This is a genomic window from Rossellomorea sp. GQ25 (assembly GCF_059758515.1).
In genome coordinates this window covers 670,881-691,300 of record NZ_JCAXEQ010000002.1, presented here as the reverse complement: position 1 = coordinate 691,300, position 20,420 = coordinate 670,881, and the positions used below count along the sequence as shown (strand labels likewise).

Sequence of the window (20,420 nt, the reverse complement as noted above, 5' to 3'; positions counted from 1 at the left end):
CTTATAACTATCATTTAGGAGGAGTACATAATGAACTATCGTCAATTTGCAAGCAAAGCAACCGTTGTTTCGTTAAGTGCAGCCATTCTTTTCGGAGGCGGCTTCACATCTGCTTCTGCCAACGGGGCTGGGGAAGAAGGATACAAAGAAACGTACGGCACGTCACAGATCACCCGCCAGGATATGAAAAACATGGTCGAGCAACATGGGGATGACCGCTTCACCGTTCCTTCCTTTGACGCTTCTTCCATCAAAAATGTAAAATCGGCAACCAAGGTGGATGAAAACGGAAACGAAATCAAAATGGATGTATGGGATACATGGCCGCTTCAAAACGCAGACGGCACCGTGGCTGAGTACAACGGCTACCACATCGTCTTCGGACTTGCCGGTGATCCGAAAAACGCCAATGATACATTCGTCTACATGTTCTATAAGAAAGTCGGCGATGATTCCATCGATGCCTGGAAGAATGCAGGACGAGTTTTCGACGATGAAGATAAATACAAAGCGAACGACGAAACCTTAAAGGGTCAGGTAGAAGAATGGTCGGGATCAGCCCTCTTCACAGAAGACGGTGACATCCGCTTATTCTACACGAATCGCGGAGACTTCAACGAAAGCAAAGGCCTATTCGGACGTCAAACATTGACCACTGCCCAAGTCAACGTATCAGAAGAAGCGAAAAGTGAATTGAAAATCGACGGTATCGAGGATCACAAATCCATCTACAGCGGTGGAGACGGGGAAACCTATGAAACCGTGGGCCAAGCATTCGAAGACCGCAACTTCATGAACAACCACACGCTCCGTGACCCGCACTACATCGAAGATAAGGGCAAAAAATACTTAGTATTCGAAGCAAACACAGGTACAGAGTATGGTTACTCAGGTGAAGATTCCCTGTATAACCGAGCTTACTACGGAAAAGGAATGAAATTTTTCAAGGAGGAGTTCAAAGCCCTTCAGGAAAGCCCGAAGAAAGATCTGGCTGAACTGGCTAACGGCGCAATGGGAATCATCGAAATCAACGACGACTACACGATCAAGAAAGAAATGAAGCCGCTTCTTGTATCCAACACGGTGACGGACGAAATCGAGCGCCCGAACATCTTCAAGAAAGATGGCAAGTTCTACTTATTCACTAGTACACGCGGATCGAAAATGACCATCGATGGCGCTGATGATCAAGATATCTACATGCTTGGTTATGTTGCGGACTCATTAACAGGTCCTTTCAAGCCAATGAACGAAACAGGGATCGTCCTGCATCAGGATCTGGATCCTAACGACCTCACATGGACGTACGCACACTATGTCATCCCGCAGCAGGATTCCGATCAATTCGTTGTGACGAGTTATATGACAAACCGTGGCTTCTTCCAAGATCACAAATCAACATTTGCTCCTTCATTCCTTCTTGATATCAACAACAAGAAATCATCTGTTGTGAAAGACGGCATTCTGGAGCAAGGTCAAATCACGTACGACGAACAATAATAGCAAACTTCAAAAAAAGAAAATGTCAGAGATGGCATTTTCTTTTTTATTAGGTGGTGGAAAGAAATGAATCCAGTAAAAAGAAAGAAGGGAATCGTCATGCTAATGGTTCTGATCGTCCTGATGGTTGGAGCGTCTGCATGGTGGATGAAATCTCAGGACAAAGACGAACGCCCTGAGGCTGAAAAGAATGTTTCGTACCGGTCATCCTACCATTTCACGACCCCCGACAAGTGGAAGAACGACCCGCAAAAGCCGGTCTACTATAAAGGGAAATACCACTACTACTATCTTTACAACAAAGACTACCCGGACGGCAACGGGACGGAGTGGCGTCATGCCGTATCCGAGGACCTCATCCACTGGGAAGACCAGGGAGTGGCGATCCCGAAATACACCAATGAAAACGGCGATCCATGGTCCGGCTCCGTCGTCATCGACCGGGAGAATACAGCCGGTTTCGGAAAGGATGCCTTCATTGCGATCGTGACCCAGCCAACCGGGGAGACCGGTGAGCAGGAACAATACATGTGGGTGAGTAACGATGAAGGAAAGACATTTGAAAATTATAGTCATGAGCCAGTCTTGAAGAATCCTGGTACGAAGGATTTTCGTGATCCCAAAGTTGTGTGGGATCACGAACGGGACAAATGGGTCATGCTCATGGCAGAAGGTTCGAAGGTCGGTTTCTATGAATCTGAGAATCTGAAGGATTGGACGTTTACAGGGGATTTTCAGACATCGGACTTAGGCGTGTTGGAATGTCCCGATTTGTTTAAAATGAAGGCGCCCGACGGCACGGTGAAGTGGGTGCTCGGAGTGAGTGCCAATGGAGAAGCGATCGGGGAACCGAATACGTACGCCTACTGGACAGGGGAATTCAATGGCAGTACGTTTGAAGCCGATCAAGCTGATCCCCAGTGGCTGGATTATGGATTTGATTGGTATGGTGGGGTGACGTTTGAAGATGGTAAGGCTGAGGATAAGGAAGAGAAGAGGTATGCGTTTGCCTGGATGAATAAGTGGTCGTATGCGGATAACACTCCGACGATGGAGCATGATGGGTTTAATGGGACTGATTCGATCTTACGGGAAATCAGGTTGGATGGTGATGCTGGGAGTGGATATTACCTTGTGTCGAAGCCTATTGAAGCGCTTGATGGGTTGGTGGAATCTACAGAGACGTTTGAGGGTATTACTGTTGAAGACGGAATGGAGAAGCTGGATTTTGAAGGTGAGACTTATCGGATAGAGGCGGATATTTCTTGGGAGGATGCTGATCAAGTCGGCTTCAGATTACGCGAGTCCGAAGATCAATCCCGACATATCGATGCTGGAATCTCCCTTGAAGGCGACTATTCATACCTAAACCGGAGCTTTATCGATCAACCGGACAGAGAAGGGACATTTGTGGAAAGCAAGGCACCATTCGATTCCGCTGCTAAACAGGCTCATCTCACCATTTTTGTTGATAAGACGAGTGTCGAGGTCTTTATTGACAATGGTCGAACCGTTCATACTAACTTGGTCTTTCCACGACCTGAGGATCAATGTATTTCTTTATTTTCGGAAGGGGGACAAGTGACGTTTGAGAAGTTGAAGGTGGAGAAGCTAAGATCATCTCAATAACTATGAGTATTTTAATTTTCGAAAACATTCGTGATGAAACACCCTAATGAAAATTTTAAAGGGTGTTTTTGGTGAAGTGGTTCAATATAAGGGTCAGACCCCTTATGGTCAGGTACCGGTTATAAGAGGTCAAAATGAGGTGACACGGTGGGAATCAGGCCATAACTTTAACAACCTCATCATCATGCAAACAAAACTACAAATTCACCTAAATATGCTCCTTCATCAAAATTTGGAGTATGATCCCCGGGCATGCGAAATTTCTGTTTAATCCTTACTTACATTAAGAAAACCTATGATTCTATCCCTCGCTTTTTGCGAGGATTCTCTATTATAGTTTGACGAATAAGGGTCACTGTACCCGTGTTTCCCCTTGTACTTCTGAATTTCGATATTCTTTTTTTCTAACGTCAAAATGACTTCATCAACCTGAAAGGATGGCTCATCTTCAGGAAAGAACAATAGAGTAGGGCATCGTGGTGTGATCTCCAAATAGTTTCGGATGCGTGAACCGTAGTATCCTATGACTCCATCAATCTTTTCATCTTCACTGCATAACCAAGCAACCGTTGCTCCTACGCTGAATCCGATGGTCACCACTTTTTTGTATTCAAGTTTGCAATCTGACAGGGTTTCCATTATTTTTTGTGAAGATCGAGCAAATCCGATATTCTCCATGAAATGACGGTACGCCAGTTCTTCTTGAGAATAATCGAAAGGGGTGTCCCTCTCTAATAAATCCGGGCAGATGACATCCACACCCTGTTCTGAAATAAATTCACAAAAGTTCTGTATATGCTGGTTGATTCCGTAAATCTCGTGAATGACTATCGTAACCGTACTGGAATTTTGCTGTATTCGAATCATGTTCTTGCCCCCTTATTCTTCACCGTCTAGTATACTATTTTTTCCATATCCACATAAGATGAAAAAGACATCAACCCAGATTAGGGTCTATGGGCATGTCGGCACAGGTAGTGATAAGGATAAGAAGGCTTCCTGTTCGAAGATTGAGGAGGTTTATCCGTTCGGCAAGTATGATGAAGGGATTAAAGGAAATGGCCGGTGCTTCAGGAGGGAATTACATTAACGCGAGAAGTCATGAGGACCTGACGACGGAATTCAAGCAGACGGCGGATATGCGAAGGTTTGGTTACAGTGTCATGATGATACTATGATGGCATTGAATGTTTTGTATACCATCAAAAGGCAACTGGATAATTGGTATAACATGAAAGAGAAGCATAGCAATCGAGAAATCAACAACCTTGAGAATGCAACGAACTATCTTAATACCCAAGGAATCATAGATGATTCTGTGTTCCTTGATTTTATGATACGAACAGAGATAGTTTCTTAAATAAGCACGACGAAGTAACAGACGGTTTCTAGGATCTAATGATTGATTAATGAAGAAGGTCCGTCCCTCATTTCGAGGGACGGACCTTCTTAACGTTACTTATCCGCTACATATTTATTACTCCCAGGAAGCTTCTTTATTTCATTCCAGGCTTCAATGGCCTCGGTTCTACTTTTGCCCCGATTATTCGGGTCGGAAAAGAAGTCGCGGGTGAATTGATTGTATTCGAATTGTGGTGCAATCTGTTTCTTGTATGAAGGGTCTTTCTTTCGTTTTTCTTCTTCATACCATGCTTCCACTGCATCACGATAGGTCTTCCCTGTACTGTTTTTGAAGTAGTCTTGGATATAGGTCGAGAAATGAAATGCCGGAATGACCGACTTGAAAAATGCCCTCACTTCCTGACTGCAGCGATGATGTTCTGTAATGAGGGTATCAAGATTTAAATTTACTTGAGGTACTGATTTCCGGTTTCCTTTTTTTCTAACAGGCTTTTTGATTTCACCTGTCTGCAGGAAGGTCTCAATCCGTTCTGATAGCTCTACCTTCGAACCTGAAGCACTGATTCCATTGGCCCGGCTAAATGTTTGCAGCTCTTCCTTTAACCAGTAATACTCTTTGAACGCTTGAATGGGTGTATTCTTTGTTAATGGGGGTCTCAATCATACCAGTTCCTGAAATTCCATTTACATCCATTTTAGAACAAATGTTCTTGTTTGTCCATAAAAATTGATGTAACGAGTGAAATGGAAGCTTACTGCCTCGGACCAAGCAATATCACACCAACCCCAACGAAACAAATCCCCGCACCAACCCAGTCATACAAATCAGGTGTTTTCTTATCGATTCCCCATCCCCATAGGACGGACAGGACAATGAATACTCCCCCATATGCCGCGTAGACCCTGCCGAATGAAGGGAAGGATTGGAAGGTTGCGATGACGCCGTACAGGGCAAGGGAGATTCCGCCGGCCACTCCCCAATAGACTGGCTTCCCTTCCCGAAGCCATAGCCAGATGAGGTAGCCTCCTCCTATTTCAGCGATTCCGGCAAGGAAGAATAATATGATGGCATTTAGCATGTGGATCACTTCCTATATAAGTTTATGTACTTGGATTATAACGTACTTTCGAAGATCAGGGCTTAGAATCCACGTTTCCAAACATTTGTCTATTTCCACCAAACCTTCTACAATAAAAGGAACAAGAGATGGCAGCTCGTCTCATACTGGAGGTGGAAGTGAAATGGATAATACCGAGAAACATTATTCAGAGGAAAAGTTTTGGGATAAGTTGAAAAGGTACGGCTTGAAGGCGGGACATTCCGTCGTTTATACGGCTTTACTTCTTTATTTTGTCCTGCAAAAGCCAGATATTCCCGTGAAGGCGAAGATGATCATTATCGGGGCTCTGGGGTATTTCATCCTTCCGACAGATTTCATTCCCGATATGGCGGTGGGAGTAGGGTTTACAGATGACCTTGGTGCGTTGGGTCTGGCTTTGCTGCAGGTGGCCATGTATATCGATGACGAGGTGAAAGGTAAGGCTAAGGCGAAGTTGAGTGATTGGTTCGGGGAGGATGTGGATACGTCTGAGGTTGATGGGAAGTTGTAGTGAGATAAGAGGGGAAAAATAAAATGCCTTGAAGATTTCAGTGTCATTGACGTAAATGTTGATGATGCTTTTTTTTAATACGAACTTCATGTCCACGTTTGACCAAGGTGACGAACGTTGTGAAGTGTGTGATGTGGGATGATGTTCATATTCTAGTGAGATTTCTTTCTCCCCATATCCACTATATATCGTTCACCTTATCATCATTGGGCTCATACTTTTTGGTAAAGTAAAGCGTAAGGATCACCCCAAGTATTACGATGCCGATACAAACAGAGAGGGGGAAGTCCCAGCGGGTGTAGAGGACGGTTGAAGCCCCAATGATCGTGATCCATTCAAAAGCTAAAAAGGATTTAAGGTATTTCATCGTGTGTTCTCCTTTTATTCCAATTATTGTTAATTAATAGTACCATATTTTAGTTACGATCGTGAAGAATATCCATCTATTTTTAATGCTTTCGTCTGTGGAGGGTTGGACTCGCGAATGAAATCATACCAAACGGATAGATTCTGTCCTTCCTCTATGCGGTTGAACTTTTCTTCATCCGTAACACCGACGCGGATGGTGTCAGAGAATGTCTCTTTGGACTCGCCGGTTAGTTCCAGAGTTATGCCTTTGCAACGTTTCTGGATGACTTTTCCGTGAATGATTTTGTCGTCGGACAAGTCGTCATAGCTTGCGTTGTCCAGGTGTACGCCTTCACAACCAATAAGAAGAACCAGGTTTGTCACTAGAAGAATCAATAAGCTTTTTCTTTTCATTCGATTCACCTCAATGGATCAGTCGAAGAGAAGGAGAGTTATGTTACAGGTAGGGCAGATGAAAGTAGTGGTATTAAACATGGAAGCGAAGAGAGTATAGGAGATTTAACGGAAAAAGGAGCTCACCCTCTATCGGATAAGCTCCTTTTCACTTCACCAATTAAAAAAGAAGTAAGCCAGAATGAAGTACAGTACAAACATTGTTTCAAGAAGTAACATCACCAGATCCCATTTGCTCTTGCGGAACGTCTCCCCATCTTGAATGCCGATGATCAGCTTTAAGACCAACAGAAGGAATCCTATTACGATCGCATAGATATTGTGGAGGACAAAAGCGGCTATGATATAGATAAGTCCTTTAAAGATAAACGTGCCGATCAGGATTCCCATTGTCAGTCTGAATTGACTTATAGGGAAGAATGCCCCGGAATCCTAGAATTCTATATACTTATCTTTATTCGAGCGATATCTGAAGATCAGTTCGACATTGTTGATCAATAAGATTGCACACCACACTAAGATCAGTGTTTCTTCAACTGACATTCCAAACAACGGATCACCCCTCATGATTACTTATCGTCGAATAAATCCTCGTCCCCCTGTGGTTCTTTGATTCCATGCTTTTCTTCGAGGAGTCGCCCGATGACCGAGTTGTTAATGCCTTCTCGAACGGCTCGCTCAACAATGATGTAGAAGATAAAGAGAAAAACTATAAGAACGATAACGATTATAAAGATTAAAAAGAGTTCCATGACATTCAATTCCTATATTCGATTAGTGGCGCTCAAACAATCCATCCATTCAACACCATCCCCACATTAATCACCATGTGAAAAACGATTGAAGGATAGATACTATCCGTCTTTAAAACCACCATGGCATAGAATAGGCCCCCAAAAGAGAAGAGGAGACTGATGAGTACAGGGATTCCGATGGATATATGTAATATTCCGAATCCGATGCTGGTGACGACTACTGCATAAAGGGTGGAGACGTTTCGTATCAGAGATGACAATATGATCCCTCTCCAAATGAGCTCTTCTAATATAGCGTTCAGGATGGCAAACCCTATAGCGAATAAGAATACGGATTTCACATCACTGATTCCCGCAGACCAGATCAATGGGATGAGGATGGTACTGGATCCCAATAGCCCAATCAGTAAAAATAAGGGCGTTGAAATGGTATGGGAGGGCATAGAGATGCGCCTTCTCCAATTCGGGAACACAGTGAAGAAACGAATTTTTTCTTTTGATATTAAGTGTGAGACTGCTAAAGCCATCAGGATGGATAGAAGAATACTTCTATTCAACAGGATTTTCGTTTCTTTTGAAACATTCCACTCGTTAATCCAGCCTGTTGTGAATTGAAATACCAGTAACCCGAACAGGAAGAACAGGAATAGGGAAATTACGGACCGGTTCTTTTTAGTAGAGAGATAGAGGATGAATAGGCCCAGTAGCGGCAGCAGTCCCCAATCGTATGTTCTATATGAAAGAAGGATGATTCCTGCGAAAAACAGGGCGGCCGAACTTATAAGGAAAATCGTTTGTTGTGAACGAATCATCAAGCTCCCCCTTTGATTATCTTTAAAAATAGTTTAGCATAATTTTCCTATTTTGCATGAGTACTTTTTCCATTATGGACGAAAAGACCATTACTTGTGGTAAAATTAGGATAGTTTACATAAGCGGAGGAATGGACATGTACAAACACATCATATGGGACTTCGATGGCACTCTTTTTGATACATATCCCGTGATGGCGGGCACCTTCAAGGAAACGCTAGAAAGACATGGAATCGAAGAGCCGTTAGAGGAAATTATGAAACAGATGAAGGTATCGATCACATCCACTCTGAAACATTATGAAAAAAGGTATGGGATTGGAAAGGAATTTGTCACAGCCTACAATTCCCGCAGAAAAGAAGTGGAATTCGATTTGTCCAAGCCCTTTGAAGGGATCGTGGAACTCTGTAAGTATATTCATGAAACGGGCAGAAGAAATTATTTGTACACCCACAGGGGCGAGTCTTCGATCAAGATGCTGGAGAGTTATGGGCTGACGGGCTACTTTTCTGACTTCATCACCTCTCAGCACGGGTTTTTAGAGAAAGCCGAGTCCGGATGCCATACAGCATTTGATACGTACGCATGATATAGACCACTCAGAAGCGATCATGATCGGGGATCGGGATTTGGATTTATTATCTGGAAAAAATGCAGGGATCAGTGCCTGTTATTTTACGGATAAGGTTGAAGAGAATCCTCATGCTGATTATGTTATGACGAGTGTGGAAGAATTGTATTCTATCATTTGAGGTTTGAACTTCTAATTCGATATGATTTATTTGGAGTCGCCCTTCCTCTACCTAAGATATTTTATGATTGAGTTCATTGGATAATTTTAGGGTGGATGGATACGTCAGAATTTGATGGTAAATTGTAAATGGACAGAGAAAAGCCACCCGCTGAATTCAGTGGGTGGCTTTTCACATGAGTTGGTCAATTTCAAGATAGTAACACATTAACACAGAGTTCAATGAATGACAAATTTAAGTAATCAGGATTAGATGGGGCGGTGCGTAGAATGGGTTATAGGCTTGTTGATTTTCCTTGCCACGAACTGAAAATTGGTATATGTTGATTTCGAAAATATGTTGGCGTCCATTTGGTTAATGACGATGTGTTATCGTAGCGCAGTGCCTCCTGAGTATCGGGGGCACTAGCAACTTCTGCTATCTAGTTTAGTTTTTTATCTCTTTTTGTATTGCCAAACAAATAGATGAGTCCAACAATAACGAATGTAGCAATTGAAAGACAATTAAATACATTCTTAAACATATAACTAATCGAATCTGAATTATTAATTACCAGCGACAATAATACTATTATAAGCAGAAACAAGCGCCAAAACTTATTATTCAATTTGCCAATCCTCCCATCAAACAAACCCAAAAAATCCAATTATCATTTAATTTTACCATATTAATCTCATACATTTAAAAACAACAAAGTTTACGAAAACAGCTTTTCTGAAAGATTATAGTTTACTTGGTTCTTGTAGAGGAAAAGTTGTGTCATTGTGAATCGTGCGAAAGCGGATTGTTTGGACTTGAACTCTTAATCAAGAAGATACACGGGTGTGAGGAAACGTACCGTTCCTTTCCTGATAATCGACCATTGATTTTTCAGGGTTTTCCATCTGCTTTTCCCATGACCGTGATGAAATCCTCGACAAACCGTGGATAGTCCAATTCAAGGAAGATGTTGATGTTTTTTTCAGCCGGCTTGGAACTGGCCCTGAAATCTGCGATGGACGTTCCCATTCCAATTCCCGTGGTCAAGATGTTGACCTCCCTTCTGATGGACCGCCCCATATCCGGGTTCGCCATCAGGGATAGGGTCACGACATCGTGCATGGGTGCACCGTTTATACCAGGAATGAGCTTCTTATATGCTTCAATATAGTATTCCATGACTTCATCCATGATCTCTATCAATGGGTTATCTGACATCTGCTGGATGTAACGGATTTGGTCCATGGTGATGATGGCTTTGTTCGAGACATTCAAGGGAACGATGTAAAGATTGGTCAGTTCCCTGACCACCACCTGTGATGCAATGGGGTCACCATAGAAGTTCGCTTCTGCAGAGGGGGTCACGTTTCCAGGAACCAAAAAGGCGCCTCCCATAATGTAAAATTCCTTGATGTCTTCGACGATATTTTCACCTAATAAGTAAAGGGAGGCAAGGGATGTATTTCTCCCCACGTCAACTATGGTGATATCGTCTTGGTCCTTGATGATTTTGTAAAGTTCTGAGAAATTGGTGAGTTCACCAGATAAGCTCTCAGGGGGTCTGATGGGACCGAGCCCTTCCTCTCCGTGGATCTCAGGATAATACGTTGGGATTTCCCCTGTGGAGGGACTATTGGTTCCCCCGATGATCGGGATATCCTCACGTCCTGCAAGTTTGAGCAAATAGGCGATATTATCCGTGGCCTGCTCTTTTGATGTATTCCCATAGCTTGATACGATGGCGAGTATTTTAATGTCGGGGTTCAGCAGGGCGTACATGATGGCAATGGAATCATCAATGCCGGGATCCGCAAACAAAATGATTTTCTTCATCGGACATTCTCCTAACCAATTATGATGTATTTATATAACGTATCAATAGATAAATGGGATTATTCCTTTGATAGAGCAATTAGGTTAGCCACGTACTGCCCAAACAGAAGATTTGTCATCATTCACGAAACATGTGATGATTTATTCATACTCAATTCATCAGAATAAGGAGATGAGGATATGAACGTAGCAGTAGTAGGAGCGAACGGACAAATCGGGAAGCAAGTGATCAGGCTCTTAATAGAAAGCAGCGAGCATACGCCAAGGGCCATTGTGAGAAAGAAAGAGCAAGCCCAGGCCTTTGAACAGGATGACGTCCAATCTTCACTGGTTGATCTAGAGGGTACGGTGGATGAGATTACACATGGTCTGAAGGGGACCGATGCCGTCGTATTCACAGCCGGGTCCGGTGGTAAAACGGGTGCGGATAAGACGCTTCTAATCGATTTAGACGGAGCGGTCAAAACGATGGAGGCGGCCAAGCAGGCAGGAATCGACCGGTTCATCATGGTGAGTGCCCTGCAGGCACATAATCGTGAGAATTGGAACGAGTCCTTGAAGCCGTATTATGTGGCGAAGCATTTTGCTGATCGGGCTTTGGAACAGAGCGGATTAACCTATACTATCATCCGGCCGGGCGGGTTATTAAATGAAGCAGGTACAGGGAAGGTGACCGCAGGAGAGAATCTATCAAGAGGATCGATTCCGCGGGAAGATGTAGCGGGCACGATCGTAGCGAGCCTGGACGAAGAACGTACATGTAACAAGGGCTTCGATTTGATTTCAGGAAATGATGGGATTGAAGAGGCTGTTCGAAACGTATAATTTGAGAAGAAAGAATGATCATCCTGAGGGTGGTCATTCTTTTTTTATAAAAATTAATGATTGTGATTAACATCCTATTTTGAAATAATTGGTAGTAAGACAAAATGGGGTTATAACGGTCCTGAACAACAAGCTCGAGGGGGAGTCAAATGGAATGTATTCATTGCAAAAATGAAATGGTAAAAGGGTGTAACGTCAATGTTGAAGGTGTCATGTATGGAATAAAAATAAGTGAAAAACGGAAAGGTTTTTTTAATAAAGTTTCGGCAAAACCTAAAGCAGCTGTTTGTTCAAACTGCGGCTATGTGGCTTTCTATATGGAGGATTATAAATCATTCAGAGAGTAGAAATATTTACTGAAAGGAGACTACACAGGAGGGCATGATATCCAATCGTAAAAGGGGGTTTTTTATGAATAGGAGATTGGTATTTTTTTCACTATTCATTCTGGTCGGTATCATTCTCTCTGGTTGCAGCAGAGAGAAGGATGAAACCACGTGGATGGAATCTGAAACCTTTCAACATGAAAACGTAACCCTGTATGGAACCGAGGGTGTGTTCGGAATGACTAAGGTTAACGGTGAAGGGGATGAACCAGAGTTTCCGGTTGGTGAGGGAAGACATTATGATGTTTATTTTCGGGAGGATTCAATTGCTGTTAATGGAAAGAAGTATAAGATGTTAGCCACTCATAAGGAAACCAATGAAACAGTTCATCTATATGAATGGGGGATCGACAATAACAGGAGTGGTGCGAAATTCGCCCTGGGTAGAGAAGGGCTTTGGAAGATTGACGTTTTTGTTGATGAAGAAGAATTAACCAGTTTTGTTGTGAATGTAGAAAAGCCGTAGATTTACCTTTTTCTGGATAGAGAGAAATGAATAGCTGGAGGGGGATGTTCAAGTGCTGAAAAATAAAGAAGATGTCATCAAGTTGATTGGGAACGATCCTGGCATGATAGAGATTATTAAGGCTGCAGGCTCATTGGATTTACCGGATTGGTGGATATGCGCTGGATTTGTACGTTCGAAAATATGGGATACTCTCCATGGATATAAAGAGAGGACCTATACTCCAGATGTGGATGTCATCTATTTCGATGAAAAAAATAGTGATGAAGAAATCGAAAAAAGGTTTGAAGCAGAATTACGATCCATCATGCCTGCCATCCCCTGGTCTGTTAAGAATGAGGCAAGGATGCATGTTGTAAACGATCTTCCGCCCTACACTTCTTCAGAGGATGTGATTTCAAAGTTTCCTGAGACAGCCACTGCTCTTGGAGTAAAGATGGACAGGGAAGGTCAGTTGGTCCTTACGGCTCCTTGTGGCCTAGATGATGTGATCAATTTAGAAGTAAAGCCTACCCCTTTTTTTAGAGAGACAGAAGAGCTAGTTTCCATTTATGAAGAGCGGATAAGGAAGAAGAACTGGAAGGGGACTTGGCCTGGAATTATCGTTCACCATATAAATAAGGGGGAGTAAATGGTCTTCCGTAAAATAAAGTCATAATTTTAATACTATTAATGAGTTAGAATCAATAATTTGAATTAATTGGAATGTTAACTTATTTCATAAAGGGGGATGTTGATTGAAGCACTTAGAGCAAGAGTTAGGGGAGCGAAACTTGAAGCTGCTTCAGATGCAGGTAATTGAAGGGGCTCATGCAGGGAATATCTATCGAATCGAAGTTCTCGATTTATACATAACTGGACCATCGATGATCTTCAGCAGATCGAGGTAATGAAGCTACATCGATACCGTGGATTATATGAAATCACTGCACAGATTTTCGGGTGATCCTTCCTAAGATGAAGAAGGGAGAAAACGTGAAAAACTCTACAATTCTCAAATATGTATTTTTATTTATAGTTGTTATTGCCCTAATGGCTGCCTGGGCTTATACAGAAGACCAGGACTCTTATTCGGAACCGTACAAAGCCATTCAGGCGGTTGATAAGGAACTCCAGTTGATTCCTGCCTATAAGGTGGGGGATGAGTCCCTGTACTTTGTCATTAAAGATAAAACCAACCTTGGGGTTACGGTCGTTCGAAAGGGAATATTCGGCTGGAAAAGCGGGATGTTTACCTGGGGACCCTTAGATCCTAATCGAGAATATGAAAAGCTGCAAGGAATTCAAGGACATGGAGAGGGCTTGGTTTATGGAATGATCAGGAAAGGTGATGAGAGAGTGGTGACCGTTGATGATCAAGAAGCTACGGTATTAAATTTGACCATTTTATCCCCCTCAGTAGTAAAGGAATATCATTTGGAGGGGCTATATCTTTGGTATTTAGAAAGCGACAAAAATCTTAATGATCAACAGGTTAAGTTGCTGCGTAAAGATACTCGGGAAATCATCGAATCCCTAGAATTATAGAATTCAATACATGCGGGAGGGGGAATTCGATTACATGGATCAATTCTGGTTGAGATTTTTTCTGTTTATAGCGAGTTATGGATTGTTGATATTTTTGTTTAATAAAGGAATGAGAAAGTGGTTTAAAGTAAAAAAGAAAAAGCTCTTCTCCTATCATCATTTGAATGAAAAACATAAGAAGATAGATTGGATGATCAGAATTACTTTCGCTACCCTGATTGTCGTTGGCGGTATATACAATGCTACCCAGCCTCCACTAGAAAGAATTTGGTTCTTTGAAACTCATATCTTGCTTATTGTCTCTGTCATTGTGTCTGAAACGATTAGAGCTGTTGTGGAGAAGCGATACGCAGAAAATAGGAATGATTATAAATTCACCATTTCTCAGTTAGTCTTACTGTCATTGTCGTTGCTATTGATTTTCAGTACGGATTTTTTTGGTTTGTTTGATTAATCATATTTAATAAGGATCAGAAAAAGGATGAGGGAACAGGGGATATTACATTAAAAATTAAGGGTCCCAAAACTGAAGTTCAATAAGACATTTGATCTTCAGCTTTTTTTATGAATTTCCAATAAATGAAACTTTCACCGGATTCAAACGTATGTAAGAAAAAACCAAATGATAGATTGAAAGGGTTGATCTGGTGGATGCCATTGGACTTCTATCCATCTTATTTGTATCAGGTTGTGCAATGGTCGAAACCTTATTTTTATATGCATCAAAATAAGGAAATCAGTCAAAACTCTGCGACAGTTGTTTGTCCTAAATGCGTGTAACAAATAAGCGGCAAAGGAATGGGCAGCAGTGTGAAGGTGCTATTTTTCATTTTAAGTATAGGAAAGAGGATGAAGAGCGTGGTTGAAAAGGAAAATGTGCTTTTAGAATGGATTAAAGCTTTGGTTATAGCGTTAGTCGTTGTATTTATTGTTCGTACTTTCTTGGTCACTCCTATCATGGTGAAGGGATCTTCCATGAATACGACTCTGCAAGACGGGGAGCGAATGATTGTGTCTAAATTAGGGGATACAGAGCGCTTTGATATCGTTGTGTTCCACGCAAATGAGGAACAGGATTATATTAAGCGTGTGATTGGCCTTCCTGGAGATAAGATCGAGTATAAAGGGGACACGTTATATGTAAACGGGAAAGCGTATGAGGAACCTTTCCTGGATGAACAAAAAGAGAATGTACAGGGTGACTTGACCATGCCTTTTACCTTGGAGGATACGGCTGTCGGACAATCGACCGTTCCGGAAGGTCATCTGTTCGTGATGGGTGATAACAGAAGGGATAGTAAGGATAGCAGGCATATTGGGGCGATTCCCATGGAGAAGATTGTAGGGACTACGAATGTTGTGTTTTATCCGCTTAAGGATATGAAGATTGTTGGAGAGTAGTTCATTTGATGCAAAAAGATGGGGGCAGGTGAGCGTACTATGAAAAGATCTTGTATGTTTGTCATTCTATTAATCCTGATTAGTGTGGGGTGTTCTGATGAGCGCGAGCCCGATCAACCTACTATTTCCATGAAAACAGATTCTGAATATGAGGATACGTTTGAAGGCTTAAACTTAGGGGTCTTATTTGATTTTGACTTTTATTTGCCTAATGCGGATAAAAGGTGGGTAAACCTTTGGGTGGAACGATACAGCGCTGGAACTAAAGATCCTCAGTCATTAACGGAACTATCATACGGCAATAGCCCAGAAGAAATGGAAGAGGGACGAATGGGGTTTGGTATGATCAATCCGAACGCAGAAGATACATTAGTCTTTCTCTATGGACCTGGTGTAAGCACACAACCATCAAGAATTGAAAAAGATTTTAGGACGGATGTCATTTCTTCTTGGGATTATGCCATTGGAAAAGAAAAAGTAGAATTAAAACTAGGAGAAACGAAAATTCTGGCGGCTTATAGAGAGACCGGGAGTAACTCAATGAGGACGATTGATTATCAAGATGAGGAATCAGTCAATAATATGATCAAGCAAAATGATACGGTACTATTACTGAAGATAAAAGTAGAAGAGAAAATGATGGATTCTTATTAAAAGGATTTTTACGGAGTTTTTGAGTTGAAATCCTGCTTTTTGGGTGATGAATCAGTTGTTTTGCGTTAAAAGAGTGCTCTAGAGCGGCATTGTGGGGTGATTTGATGGTTCATTCATCGAGAAACCATGGTCTCTCGGAATTTATGAACCGGCTTTCGATACTTATGATCCGCTTTTGGGATTTATGAACCGGTTTCAGCACTTTATGACCCGGATTTCATGATTTATGACCCGGTTTCGGAATATATGATCCTTTTGTCGAAAAATCGTGAGGGTTTTACTGACTCAGAAGTAAGGGAACCTTCCTTGCGCTTGTTGTGAGTGGGATGACATGATCTTTCCTTCAAATTAGTAGGATTAAAACTTTTGGAATTTTAGATAAGTAAGAGTTGGAAAATAGTTCAAAGAAAGGTAAAATAAGAACATACGTTTCATTGGAACTTGATAGGGGGAGATTATGATGACTCATACAAAATATAAACCAGTATGGAATCTCGACAGTATCTTTGAAGGTGGGAGCACCTCACCTGAATTACATGTACATATGAAACAGACGGAAGGCAAAATTTTGGAGCTGGAAGAGACCGTGAAAGAGTGGACGACGCCAATAAGCGATTCTGATCAACTAGCAGCTTTTCTTGGTCGTCTTAGAGAAATAAAGATGTCCATATCACAAGCAAGATCCTACGCCATATGTCTTCTTTCAGAAAATCCGAAAGACCAGGGTGCACAATTCTACAGAGGCGAAACCACGGCTCTTCAATCAAAATATGACTCTATCAACAGTAACATGAAAAGGAAATTAGCTGATACGGAGGAATCGGTATGGGGAAGCCTGCTTGCTTCAGAGGATCTGAAGGAGTATCGATTCATCCTCCAAGAATGGCGGGAAGAAGCGGACCGGGAGTCTTCGCAGGAAGTGTCGGAACTCATGGCAGACGGGTACCACGCCTGGGGGCAATTCTATCAATCGTTCATGAGCAGTATCAAGGTCCAGGTGAATGGTCAGGATCTCTCGGTTGGACAGGCCATCAACCTTCGCTCTCACCAGGATGAGTCGGTGAGAGAAGAATCTCATAAAGCATTGGTGGAAAAGTGGAAGGAACATGAGGGGGAATTCGCGCAAATCCTGAACCATCTGGCAGGTTTCAGGTTGAATATGTATAAGAGCGTGGGGATCGAGGACGTCCTCCATGTTCCTCTCGCCCAAAATCGGATGAAGAGGGAAACACTGAATGCGATGTTCTCGATGATGGATGCTTATAAAGAACCGTTTGCCCAATACTTGAACGTGAAGGCACAAATGAATGGCTATGACAAAATGAAGTCCTATCACTTTTGGTCCCCAATGAATCACCATCATCAAGGAATCGAATACGAGGAAGCGGCGGCGTTGATCGAGGATCAATTTCGCACATTTGGAACGGAAATGGGACAGTTCGCGGAAAAAGCATTCCGTGAAAGCTGGGTCGAGGCAGAAAATCGTCCGAATAAGTCGGCGGTTCCCATTTGTGCAGGGTTTCCGTTAACGGGTGAGTCCAGGGTGTTCCTGACCTTCAATGGCAATTTCAAAGGGGTATTGACCCTTGTGCATGAATTGGGGCATGCCTTTCATAACCATGCGATGAAATCGGTAAATGGGATAAACAAGTCCTATCCCATGAGCTTGGCCGAAACGGCGTCGACCTTTGCCGAGATGATCATCCTGGAAGCGGCCATGGAGAAAGCGGATTCTGATGAAGAGAAGTTGTTCCTCCTCGATGAGAAACTGAAGCGCAGCGTCATGAACTTCATGAACCTCCATGCAAGATTCATCTTTGAAAAGAACTTTCACGAAGAACGGAAAAAGGGGTTCGTCTCCCCGGCACGCTTGAACGAACTGATGGAGTCTGCTATGGAAGAGGGCTATGCTGGCTCCCTTGATGAGATTCCGGTTCATTCTTGGGTATGGACGCCCCATTTTTATAAAACAGAATCTCCTTTCTATAACTTTCCTTACTCCTTTGGTTATTTACTTGCACTGAATCTCTTCGCCAGGGCGAAAGAAACGGGGAAAGGATTCGAGGAACAGTACATGCACTTCTTGCGGGATTCAGGAAGCATGTCGGCAGAAGAACTCGTCATGAAGCATCTGGGGGAAGACATTACGAAGGAAGCCTTTTGGGAAAAAGGGATGAGGTTATGTGTAGAGGATAGCGAGGAGTTTGTGAGATTGGCAGCTTCCCGATGAAAAGCTTCAATTGCTAATTGCCCTTCCTTCTATTCTATTATTGTGTGTTTCTTTGCCGGTTTCCTCCTGGTAATGATCATCAAGCAATTAAGGGTGCGGAATCGGTGATCATCCAGACCGGAATTTTGATCAGCATGAAGATGAGGACGAGGATCATTCAGAAATTGATGTCAGCGGAGATGATTGAGGATTAGAATAAGGAATAAGGAGAGAGTTCATGGATAAGATCTTACATAACATAACCAATCTATTAAACAAGCACGATGGAAGAATGATCATCGGTATTTCAGGACACGGTGCTTCCGGTAAAACCACTTTTGCCAAAAAGCTTTTGACGCTCATGGAAGGAAAAGGGGTCAATTATATCAACACCGATCCCTATATCGTCAATTCCGACGTCAGAAAGTACACTTCCATCCAATATGAGTACAACAATGAAATCCATCAATCCAAAATGACCGCCTGCCATCCTGCGGCCCATCATCTATTCGCCCTCGATCGGGACGTCAAGATGGTGAGGGAGGGATTGGATTTCTACACCCTGGACGTCCACTATGAACGAAGTCAGCTCATCTCGTCCCGAAACAACTTGACGATTGTAGAAGGGATGTCCGTTGCGTTCAGCAATCCCGATCTTTACGACCTTAAGATTTACTTCTATACAGATGGTGAGACGGAGCTCGTGAGAAGGGGAATCCGAGATATTTCCGAAAGAGGCATGGATGTGGAGTATTTACGAAAAACCCACGACGAGCGGAGAATTCAATACGAGGTCTTTATGCACCCGAAGCATGAGAATTTTGATGTGGTAGTAAGGAATTCGGATGAGGGGTATTGGGTGGAGAAAGATATGGAATGGTAGTCCATTCATCAGTGGAAGCTTATCGGGAAATGGGTAAGCTTCTTTTTTGAAATGAATGGTTGAGTAAAATGGAATATATTGGAAAAATTGGTTGTGTATTCATTTTAAAGTGGGTGATTGCGTGACAAGAAGTTCAAAGGTTATCGGAAGCGTAGCAACCGTGTTTTGCCTTTTCTCGATCATATGTTACTAGATGGGGGAGCCTCTGGTGTGTAGAGTGAGCATTATGCCAAGAATGATTTGAAATATGAATCTAGTAGAGTCGGAATGATATCTGACTGAAAATTGAAACTATTTAACAAGTCCATTGGTAAGTATTAGTAATACGAGGGGGAATATATGTGAAGAAATTCATAACACGAACGTCATTAGTGACGGCTGCGATACTTGCTATTGGTATTTGGATCGGGAGCCTTCTGTTCTCTTTTTCTTACGGGGAGTGGAGCTTTTTCATCGGTCTCGGAATAACGGTGGGACTTTTCTTTTTTAACAGTAGTGGTGGTGCGTTATCCAAAGGGGCCGCTCTGGAAGCGAGTGAGGCAGGGTGGAAAATACAAAAGGATAATGAATTGAAAACAAATGTAGGTTCAGTGTTTTATGGATCCGTGTTATTTACACTTACCAGTTTGATTTTCATGATCATTACGTATTTTTAATGATAGGTTAAAAGGTTTCGAGATTATAGTTAATTGAGTAGAGAAACCTGAAGGAAAGCAACTTTTACGATTAGTATTCAGGAACAATGTTGAATACGATCGGCATCGAGGGGATTTTGAAATTGCTAGGGAGTGAAGAGAACCGGGAGTGTGAATTTAGATCCTGCCTGGCCTATTATGGTGGAGAGGAAATGAGATTCTTTGAAAGTAAATTTCCAGGAATCATCGCAGAGAAGATAAGAGGGTCTGAGAATGAAAGTAAATGGTCCGATCTTTGGTATCTATTTATCCCGCAGCATTTCCATAAAACACTGGCCGAATTTAATGAGCAGGATTTTATAAAATACAACAGGGTAAAAGAGGATTCCGGTATTAAGAAGTTTGGGGAATGGTTTTCGGTTTCACGATAAGGGGGAT

28 protein-coding genes are annotated in these 20,420 nt (G+C 42.4%); 19 read left to right on the top strand and 9 right to left on the bottom strand.

Features of this window, described 5'->3' with window-relative positions:
- Window positions 1-30 precede the first annotated feature (30 nt).
- Together sacB and AC6CIB_RS09265 are read left to right on the top strand one after the other, a co-directional pair.
- Window positions 31-1,500, top strand: a complete 1,470-nt coding sequence (gene sacB / locus AC6CIB_RS09270; protein WP_498279903.1) for a levansucrase — start codon at window positions 31-33, stop codon at window positions 1,498-1,500.
- 66 nt (window positions 1,501-1,566) lie between these two features.
- Complete coding sequence (locus tag AC6CIB_RS09265; RefSeq protein ID WP_498279901.1) at window positions 1,567-3,129, top strand: glycoside hydrolase family 32 protein; 1,563 nt, start codon at window positions 1,567-1,569, stop codon at window positions 3,127-3,129.
- Window positions 3,130-3,396: 267 nt separating this feature from the next.
- Here the strand turns inward: AC6CIB_RS09265 and AC6CIB_RS09260 are convergent, their stop codons facing one another.
- Window positions 3,397-3,996 (bottom strand): dienelactone hydrolase family protein, encoded by a 600-nt coding sequence (locus AC6CIB_RS09260; protein WP_498279899.1) that lies wholly within the window; start codon window positions 3,994-3,996, stop codon window positions 3,397-3,399.
- A gap of 95 nt (window positions 3,997-4,091) precedes the next feature.
- On the opposite strand from AC6CIB_RS09260, the gene AC6CIB_RS09255 reads away from it, so the two are divergent.
- Window positions 4,092-4,307, top strand: a complete 216-nt coding sequence (locus AC6CIB_RS09255; RefSeq protein ID WP_498279897.1) for a hypothetical protein — start codon at window positions 4,092-4,094, stop codon at window positions 4,305-4,307.
- Between the two features lie 277 nt (window positions 4,308-4,584).
- On the opposite strand, the gene AC6CIB_RS09250 is transcribed toward AC6CIB_RS09255, so the two are convergent.
- Window positions 4,585-5,151: a DUF6434 domain-containing protein gene (locus tag AC6CIB_RS09250; RefSeq protein ID WP_498279895.1), complete on the bottom strand. Its 567-nt coding sequence runs from the start codon at window positions 5,149-5,151 to the stop codon at window positions 4,585-4,587.
- A gap of 92 nt (window positions 5,152-5,243) precedes the next feature.
- A complete protein-coding gene (locus AC6CIB_RS09245; protein WP_498279893.1) occupies window positions 5,244-5,570 on the bottom strand; it encodes a YnfA family protein in 327 nt (108 codons plus the stop codon).
- A 163-nt stretch (window positions 5,571-5,733) separates the two neighbouring features.
- On the opposite strand from AC6CIB_RS09245, the gene AC6CIB_RS09240 reads away from it, so the two are divergent.
- A complete protein-coding gene (locus tag AC6CIB_RS09240) occupies window positions 5,734-6,102 on the top strand; it encodes a YkvA family protein (RefSeq protein ID WP_498279891.1) in 369 nt (122 codons plus the stop codon).
- Window positions 6,103-6,283: 181 nt separating this feature from the next.
- On the opposite strand, the gene AC6CIB_RS09235 is transcribed toward AC6CIB_RS09240, so the two are convergent.
- From AC6CIB_RS09235 to AC6CIB_RS09215, 5 genes are all read right to left on the bottom strand, one after another.
- Window positions 6,284-6,469, bottom strand: coding sequence for a hypothetical protein (locus AC6CIB_RS09235; RefSeq protein ID WP_498279889.1), 186 nt, complete (start codon window positions 6,467-6,469; stop codon window positions 6,284-6,286).
- 53 nt (window positions 6,470-6,522) lie between these two features.
- Window positions 6,523-6,864 carry a DUF3221 domain-containing protein gene (locus AC6CIB_RS09230; RefSeq protein ID WP_498279887.1) on the bottom strand — a complete coding sequence of 114 codons (342 nt, stop codon included), beginning with the start codon at window positions 6,862-6,864 and terminating at the stop codon, window positions 6,523-6,525.
- A gap of 153 nt (window positions 6,865-7,017) precedes the next feature.
- Window positions 7,018-7,254 carry a hypothetical protein gene (locus tag AC6CIB_RS09225; protein ID WP_498279885.1) on the bottom strand — a complete coding sequence of 79 codons (237 nt, stop codon included), beginning with the start codon at window positions 7,252-7,254 and terminating at the stop codon, window positions 7,018-7,020.
- Between the two features lie 179 nt (window positions 7,255-7,433).
- Entirely contained in the window at window positions 7,434-7,616 is a 183-nt protein-coding gene (locus tag AC6CIB_RS09220) for a hypothetical protein (protein ID WP_498279883.1), read from the bottom strand.
- Between the two features lie 32 nt (window positions 7,617-7,648).
- On the bottom strand, window positions 7,649-8,431 hold the full coding sequence (locus AC6CIB_RS09215; RefSeq protein WP_498279881.1) for a CPBP family intramembrane glutamic endopeptidase: 783 nt from the start codon (window positions 8,429-8,431) through the stop codon (window positions 7,649-7,651).
- A gap of 137 nt (window positions 8,432-8,568) precedes the next feature.
- On the opposite strand from AC6CIB_RS09215, the gene AC6CIB_RS09210 reads away from it, so the two are divergent.
- Window positions 8,569-9,021 carry an HAD hydrolase-like protein gene (locus AC6CIB_RS09210; RefSeq protein ID WP_498279879.1) on the top strand — a complete coding sequence of 151 codons (453 nt, stop codon included), beginning with the start codon at window positions 8,569-8,571 and terminating at the stop codon, window positions 9,019-9,021.
- Entirely contained in the window at window positions 9,005-9,184 is a 180-nt protein-coding gene (locus AC6CIB_RS09205; RefSeq protein ID WP_498279877.1) for an HAD family hydrolase, read from the top strand. Before AC6CIB_RS09210 ends, AC6CIB_RS09205 begins: the two co-directional genes overlap by 17 nt.
- Window positions 9,185-10,054: 870 nt before the next feature.
- Here AC6CIB_RS09205 and AC6CIB_RS09200 read toward each other — a convergent pair.
- Window positions 10,055-10,996, bottom strand: coding sequence for a nucleoside hydrolase (locus AC6CIB_RS09200; protein WP_498279875.1), 942 nt, complete (start codon window positions 10,994-10,996; stop codon window positions 10,055-10,057).
- A gap of 180 nt (window positions 10,997-11,176) precedes the next feature.
- On the opposite strand from AC6CIB_RS09200, the gene AC6CIB_RS09195 reads away from it, so the two are divergent.
- From AC6CIB_RS09195 to AC6CIB_RS09135, 13 genes are all read left to right on the top strand, one after another.
- Complete coding sequence (locus AC6CIB_RS09195; protein WP_498279873.1) at window positions 11,177-11,821, top strand: SDR family oxidoreductase; 645 nt, start codon at window positions 11,177-11,179, stop codon at window positions 11,819-11,821.
- A 149-nt stretch (window positions 11,822-11,970) separates the two neighbouring features.
- Window positions 11,971-12,168 carry a hypothetical protein gene (locus AC6CIB_RS09190; RefSeq protein WP_498279871.1) on the top strand — a complete coding sequence of 66 codons (198 nt, stop codon included), beginning with the start codon at window positions 11,971-11,973 and terminating at the stop codon, window positions 12,166-12,168.
- 64 nt (window positions 12,169-12,232) lie between these two features.
- Window positions 12,233-12,673: a hypothetical protein gene (locus AC6CIB_RS09185; protein ID WP_498279869.1), complete on the top strand. Its 441-nt coding sequence runs from the start codon at window positions 12,233-12,235 to the stop codon at window positions 12,671-12,673.
- Between the two features lie 103 nt (window positions 12,674-12,776).
- Window positions 12,777-13,304: a nucleotidyltransferase family protein gene (locus AC6CIB_RS09180; RefSeq protein ID WP_498280553.1), complete on the top strand. Its 528-nt coding sequence runs from the start codon at window positions 12,777-12,779 to the stop codon at window positions 13,302-13,304.
- Between the two features lie 106 nt (window positions 13,305-13,410).
- On the top strand, window positions 13,411-13,563 hold the full coding sequence (locus AC6CIB_RS09175; protein WP_498279867.1) for a hypothetical protein: 153 nt from the start codon (window positions 13,411-13,413) through the stop codon (window positions 13,561-13,563).
- Window positions 13,564-13,648: 85 nt separating this feature from the next.
- A complete protein-coding gene (locus AC6CIB_RS09170) occupies window positions 13,649-14,200 on the top strand; it encodes an aspartyl-tRNA synthetase (protein WP_498279865.1) in 552 nt (183 codons plus the stop codon).
- Between the two features lie 34 nt (window positions 14,201-14,234).
- Window positions 14,235-14,654 carry a DUF4181 domain-containing protein gene (locus AC6CIB_RS09165; protein ID WP_498279863.1) on the top strand — a complete coding sequence of 140 codons (420 nt, stop codon included), beginning with the start codon at window positions 14,235-14,237 and terminating at the stop codon, window positions 14,652-14,654.
- A gap of 404 nt (window positions 14,655-15,058) precedes the next feature.
- Entirely contained in the window at window positions 15,059-15,601 is a 543-nt protein-coding gene (gene lepB / locus AC6CIB_RS09160; protein WP_498279861.1) for a signal peptidase I, read from the top strand.
- A 39-nt stretch (window positions 15,602-15,640) separates the two neighbouring features.
- On the top strand, window positions 15,641-16,255 hold the full coding sequence (locus tag AC6CIB_RS09155; RefSeq protein WP_498279859.1) for a hypothetical protein: 615 nt from the start codon (window positions 15,641-15,643) through the stop codon (window positions 16,253-16,255).
- Between the two features lie 460 nt (window positions 16,256-16,715).
- A complete protein-coding gene (locus AC6CIB_RS09150) occupies window positions 16,716-18,485 on the top strand; it encodes a M3 family oligoendopeptidase (RefSeq protein ID WP_498279857.1) in 1,770 nt (589 codons plus the stop codon).
- A 217-nt stretch (window positions 18,486-18,702) separates the two neighbouring features.
- A complete protein-coding gene (locus tag AC6CIB_RS09145; RefSeq protein WP_498279855.1) occupies window positions 18,703-19,347 on the top strand; it encodes a uridine kinase family protein in 645 nt (214 codons plus the stop codon).
- A gap of 341 nt (window positions 19,348-19,688) precedes the next feature.
- On the top strand, window positions 19,689-20,003 hold the full coding sequence (locus tag AC6CIB_RS09140; RefSeq protein WP_498279853.1) for a hypothetical protein: 315 nt from the start codon (window positions 19,689-19,691) through the stop codon (window positions 20,001-20,003).
- A gap of 86 nt (window positions 20,004-20,089) precedes the next feature.
- Window positions 20,090-20,413, top strand: coding sequence for a non-canonical purine NTP pyrophosphatase (locus tag AC6CIB_RS09135; RefSeq protein WP_498279851.1), 324 nt, complete (start codon window positions 20,090-20,092; stop codon window positions 20,411-20,413).
- Window positions 20,414-20,420 lie beyond the last annotated feature (7 nt).

What these genes read in the sequence shown, in the direction of transcription:
- sacB (WP_498279903.1), top strand. Translation starts at nt 31, where the DNA reads ATGAACTATCGTCAATTTGCAAGCAAAGCAACCGTTGTTTCGTTAAGT.
- AC6CIB_RS09265 (WP_498279901.1), top strand. Translation starts at nt 1,567, where the DNA reads ATGAATCCAGTAAAAAGAAAGAAGGGAATCGTCATGCTAATGGTTCTG.
- AC6CIB_RS09260 (WP_498279899.1), bottom strand. Translation starts at nt 3,996, where the DNA reads ATGATTCGAATACAGCAAAATTCCAGTACGGTTACGATAGTCATTCAC.
- AC6CIB_RS09255 (WP_498279897.1), top strand. Translation starts at nt 4,092, where the DNA reads ATGTCGGCACAGGTAGTGATAAGGATAAGAAGGCTTCCTGTTCGAAGA.
- AC6CIB_RS09245 (WP_498279893.1), bottom strand. Translation starts at nt 5,570, where the DNA reads ATGCTAAATGCCATCATATTATTCTTCCTTGCCGGAATCGCTGAAATA.
- AC6CIB_RS09240 (WP_498279891.1), top strand. Translation starts at nt 5,734, where the DNA reads ATGGATAATACCGAGAAACATTATTCAGAGGAAAAGTTTTGGGATAAG.
- AC6CIB_RS09235 (WP_498279889.1), bottom strand. Translation starts at nt 6,469, where the DNA reads ATGAAATACCTTAAATCCTTTTTAGCTTTTGAATGGATCACGATCATT.
- AC6CIB_RS09230 (WP_498279887.1), bottom strand. Translation starts at nt 6,864, where the DNA reads ATGAAAAGAAAAAGCTTATTGATTCTTCTAGTGACAAACCTGGTTCTT.
- AC6CIB_RS09225 (WP_498279885.1), bottom strand. Translation starts at nt 7,254, where the DNA reads ATGGGAATCCTGATCGGCACGTTTATCTTTAAAGGACTTATCTATATC.
- AC6CIB_RS09220 (WP_498279883.1), bottom strand. Translation starts at nt 7,616, where the DNA reads ATGGAACTCTTTTTAATCTTTATAATCGTTATCGTTCTTATAGTTTTT.
- AC6CIB_RS09215 (WP_498279881.1), bottom strand. Translation starts at nt 8,431, where the DNA reads ATGATTCGTTCACAACAAACGATTTTCCTTATAAGTTCGGCCGCCCTG.
- AC6CIB_RS09210 (WP_498279879.1), top strand. Translation starts at nt 8,569, where the DNA reads ATGTACAAACACATCATATGGGACTTCGATGGCACTCTTTTTGATACA.
- AC6CIB_RS09200 (WP_498279875.1), bottom strand. Translation starts at nt 10,996, where the DNA reads ATGAAGAAAATCATTTTGTTTGCGGATCCCGGCATTGATGATTCCATT.
- AC6CIB_RS09195 (WP_498279873.1), top strand. Translation starts at nt 11,177, where the DNA reads ATGAACGTAGCAGTAGTAGGAGCGAACGGACAAATCGGGAAGCAAGTG.
- AC6CIB_RS09190 (WP_498279871.1), top strand. Translation starts at nt 11,971, where the DNA reads ATGGAATGTATTCATTGCAAAAATGAAATGGTAAAAGGGTGTAACGTC.
- AC6CIB_RS09185 (WP_498279869.1), top strand. Translation starts at nt 12,233, where the DNA reads ATGAATAGGAGATTGGTATTTTTTTCACTATTCATTCTGGTCGGTATC.
- AC6CIB_RS09180 (WP_498280553.1), top strand. Translation starts at nt 12,777, where the DNA reads ATGATAGAGATTATTAAGGCTGCAGGCTCATTGGATTTACCGGATTGG.
- AC6CIB_RS09165 (WP_498279863.1), top strand. Translation starts at nt 14,235, where the DNA reads ATGGATCAATTCTGGTTGAGATTTTTTCTGTTTATAGCGAGTTATGGA.
- AC6CIB_RS09155 (WP_498279859.1), top strand. Translation starts at nt 15,641, where the DNA reads ATGAAAAGATCTTGTATGTTTGTCATTCTATTAATCCTGATTAGTGTG.
- AC6CIB_RS09150 (WP_498279857.1), top strand. Translation starts at nt 16,716, where the DNA reads ATGACTCATACAAAATATAAACCAGTATGGAATCTCGACAGTATCTTT.
- AC6CIB_RS09145 (WP_498279855.1), top strand. Translation starts at nt 18,703, where the DNA reads ATGGATAAGATCTTACATAACATAACCAATCTATTAAACAAGCACGAT.
- AC6CIB_RS09135 (WP_498279851.1), top strand. Translation starts at nt 20,090, where the DNA reads ATGTTGAATACGATCGGCATCGAGGGGATTTTGAAATTGCTAGGGAGT.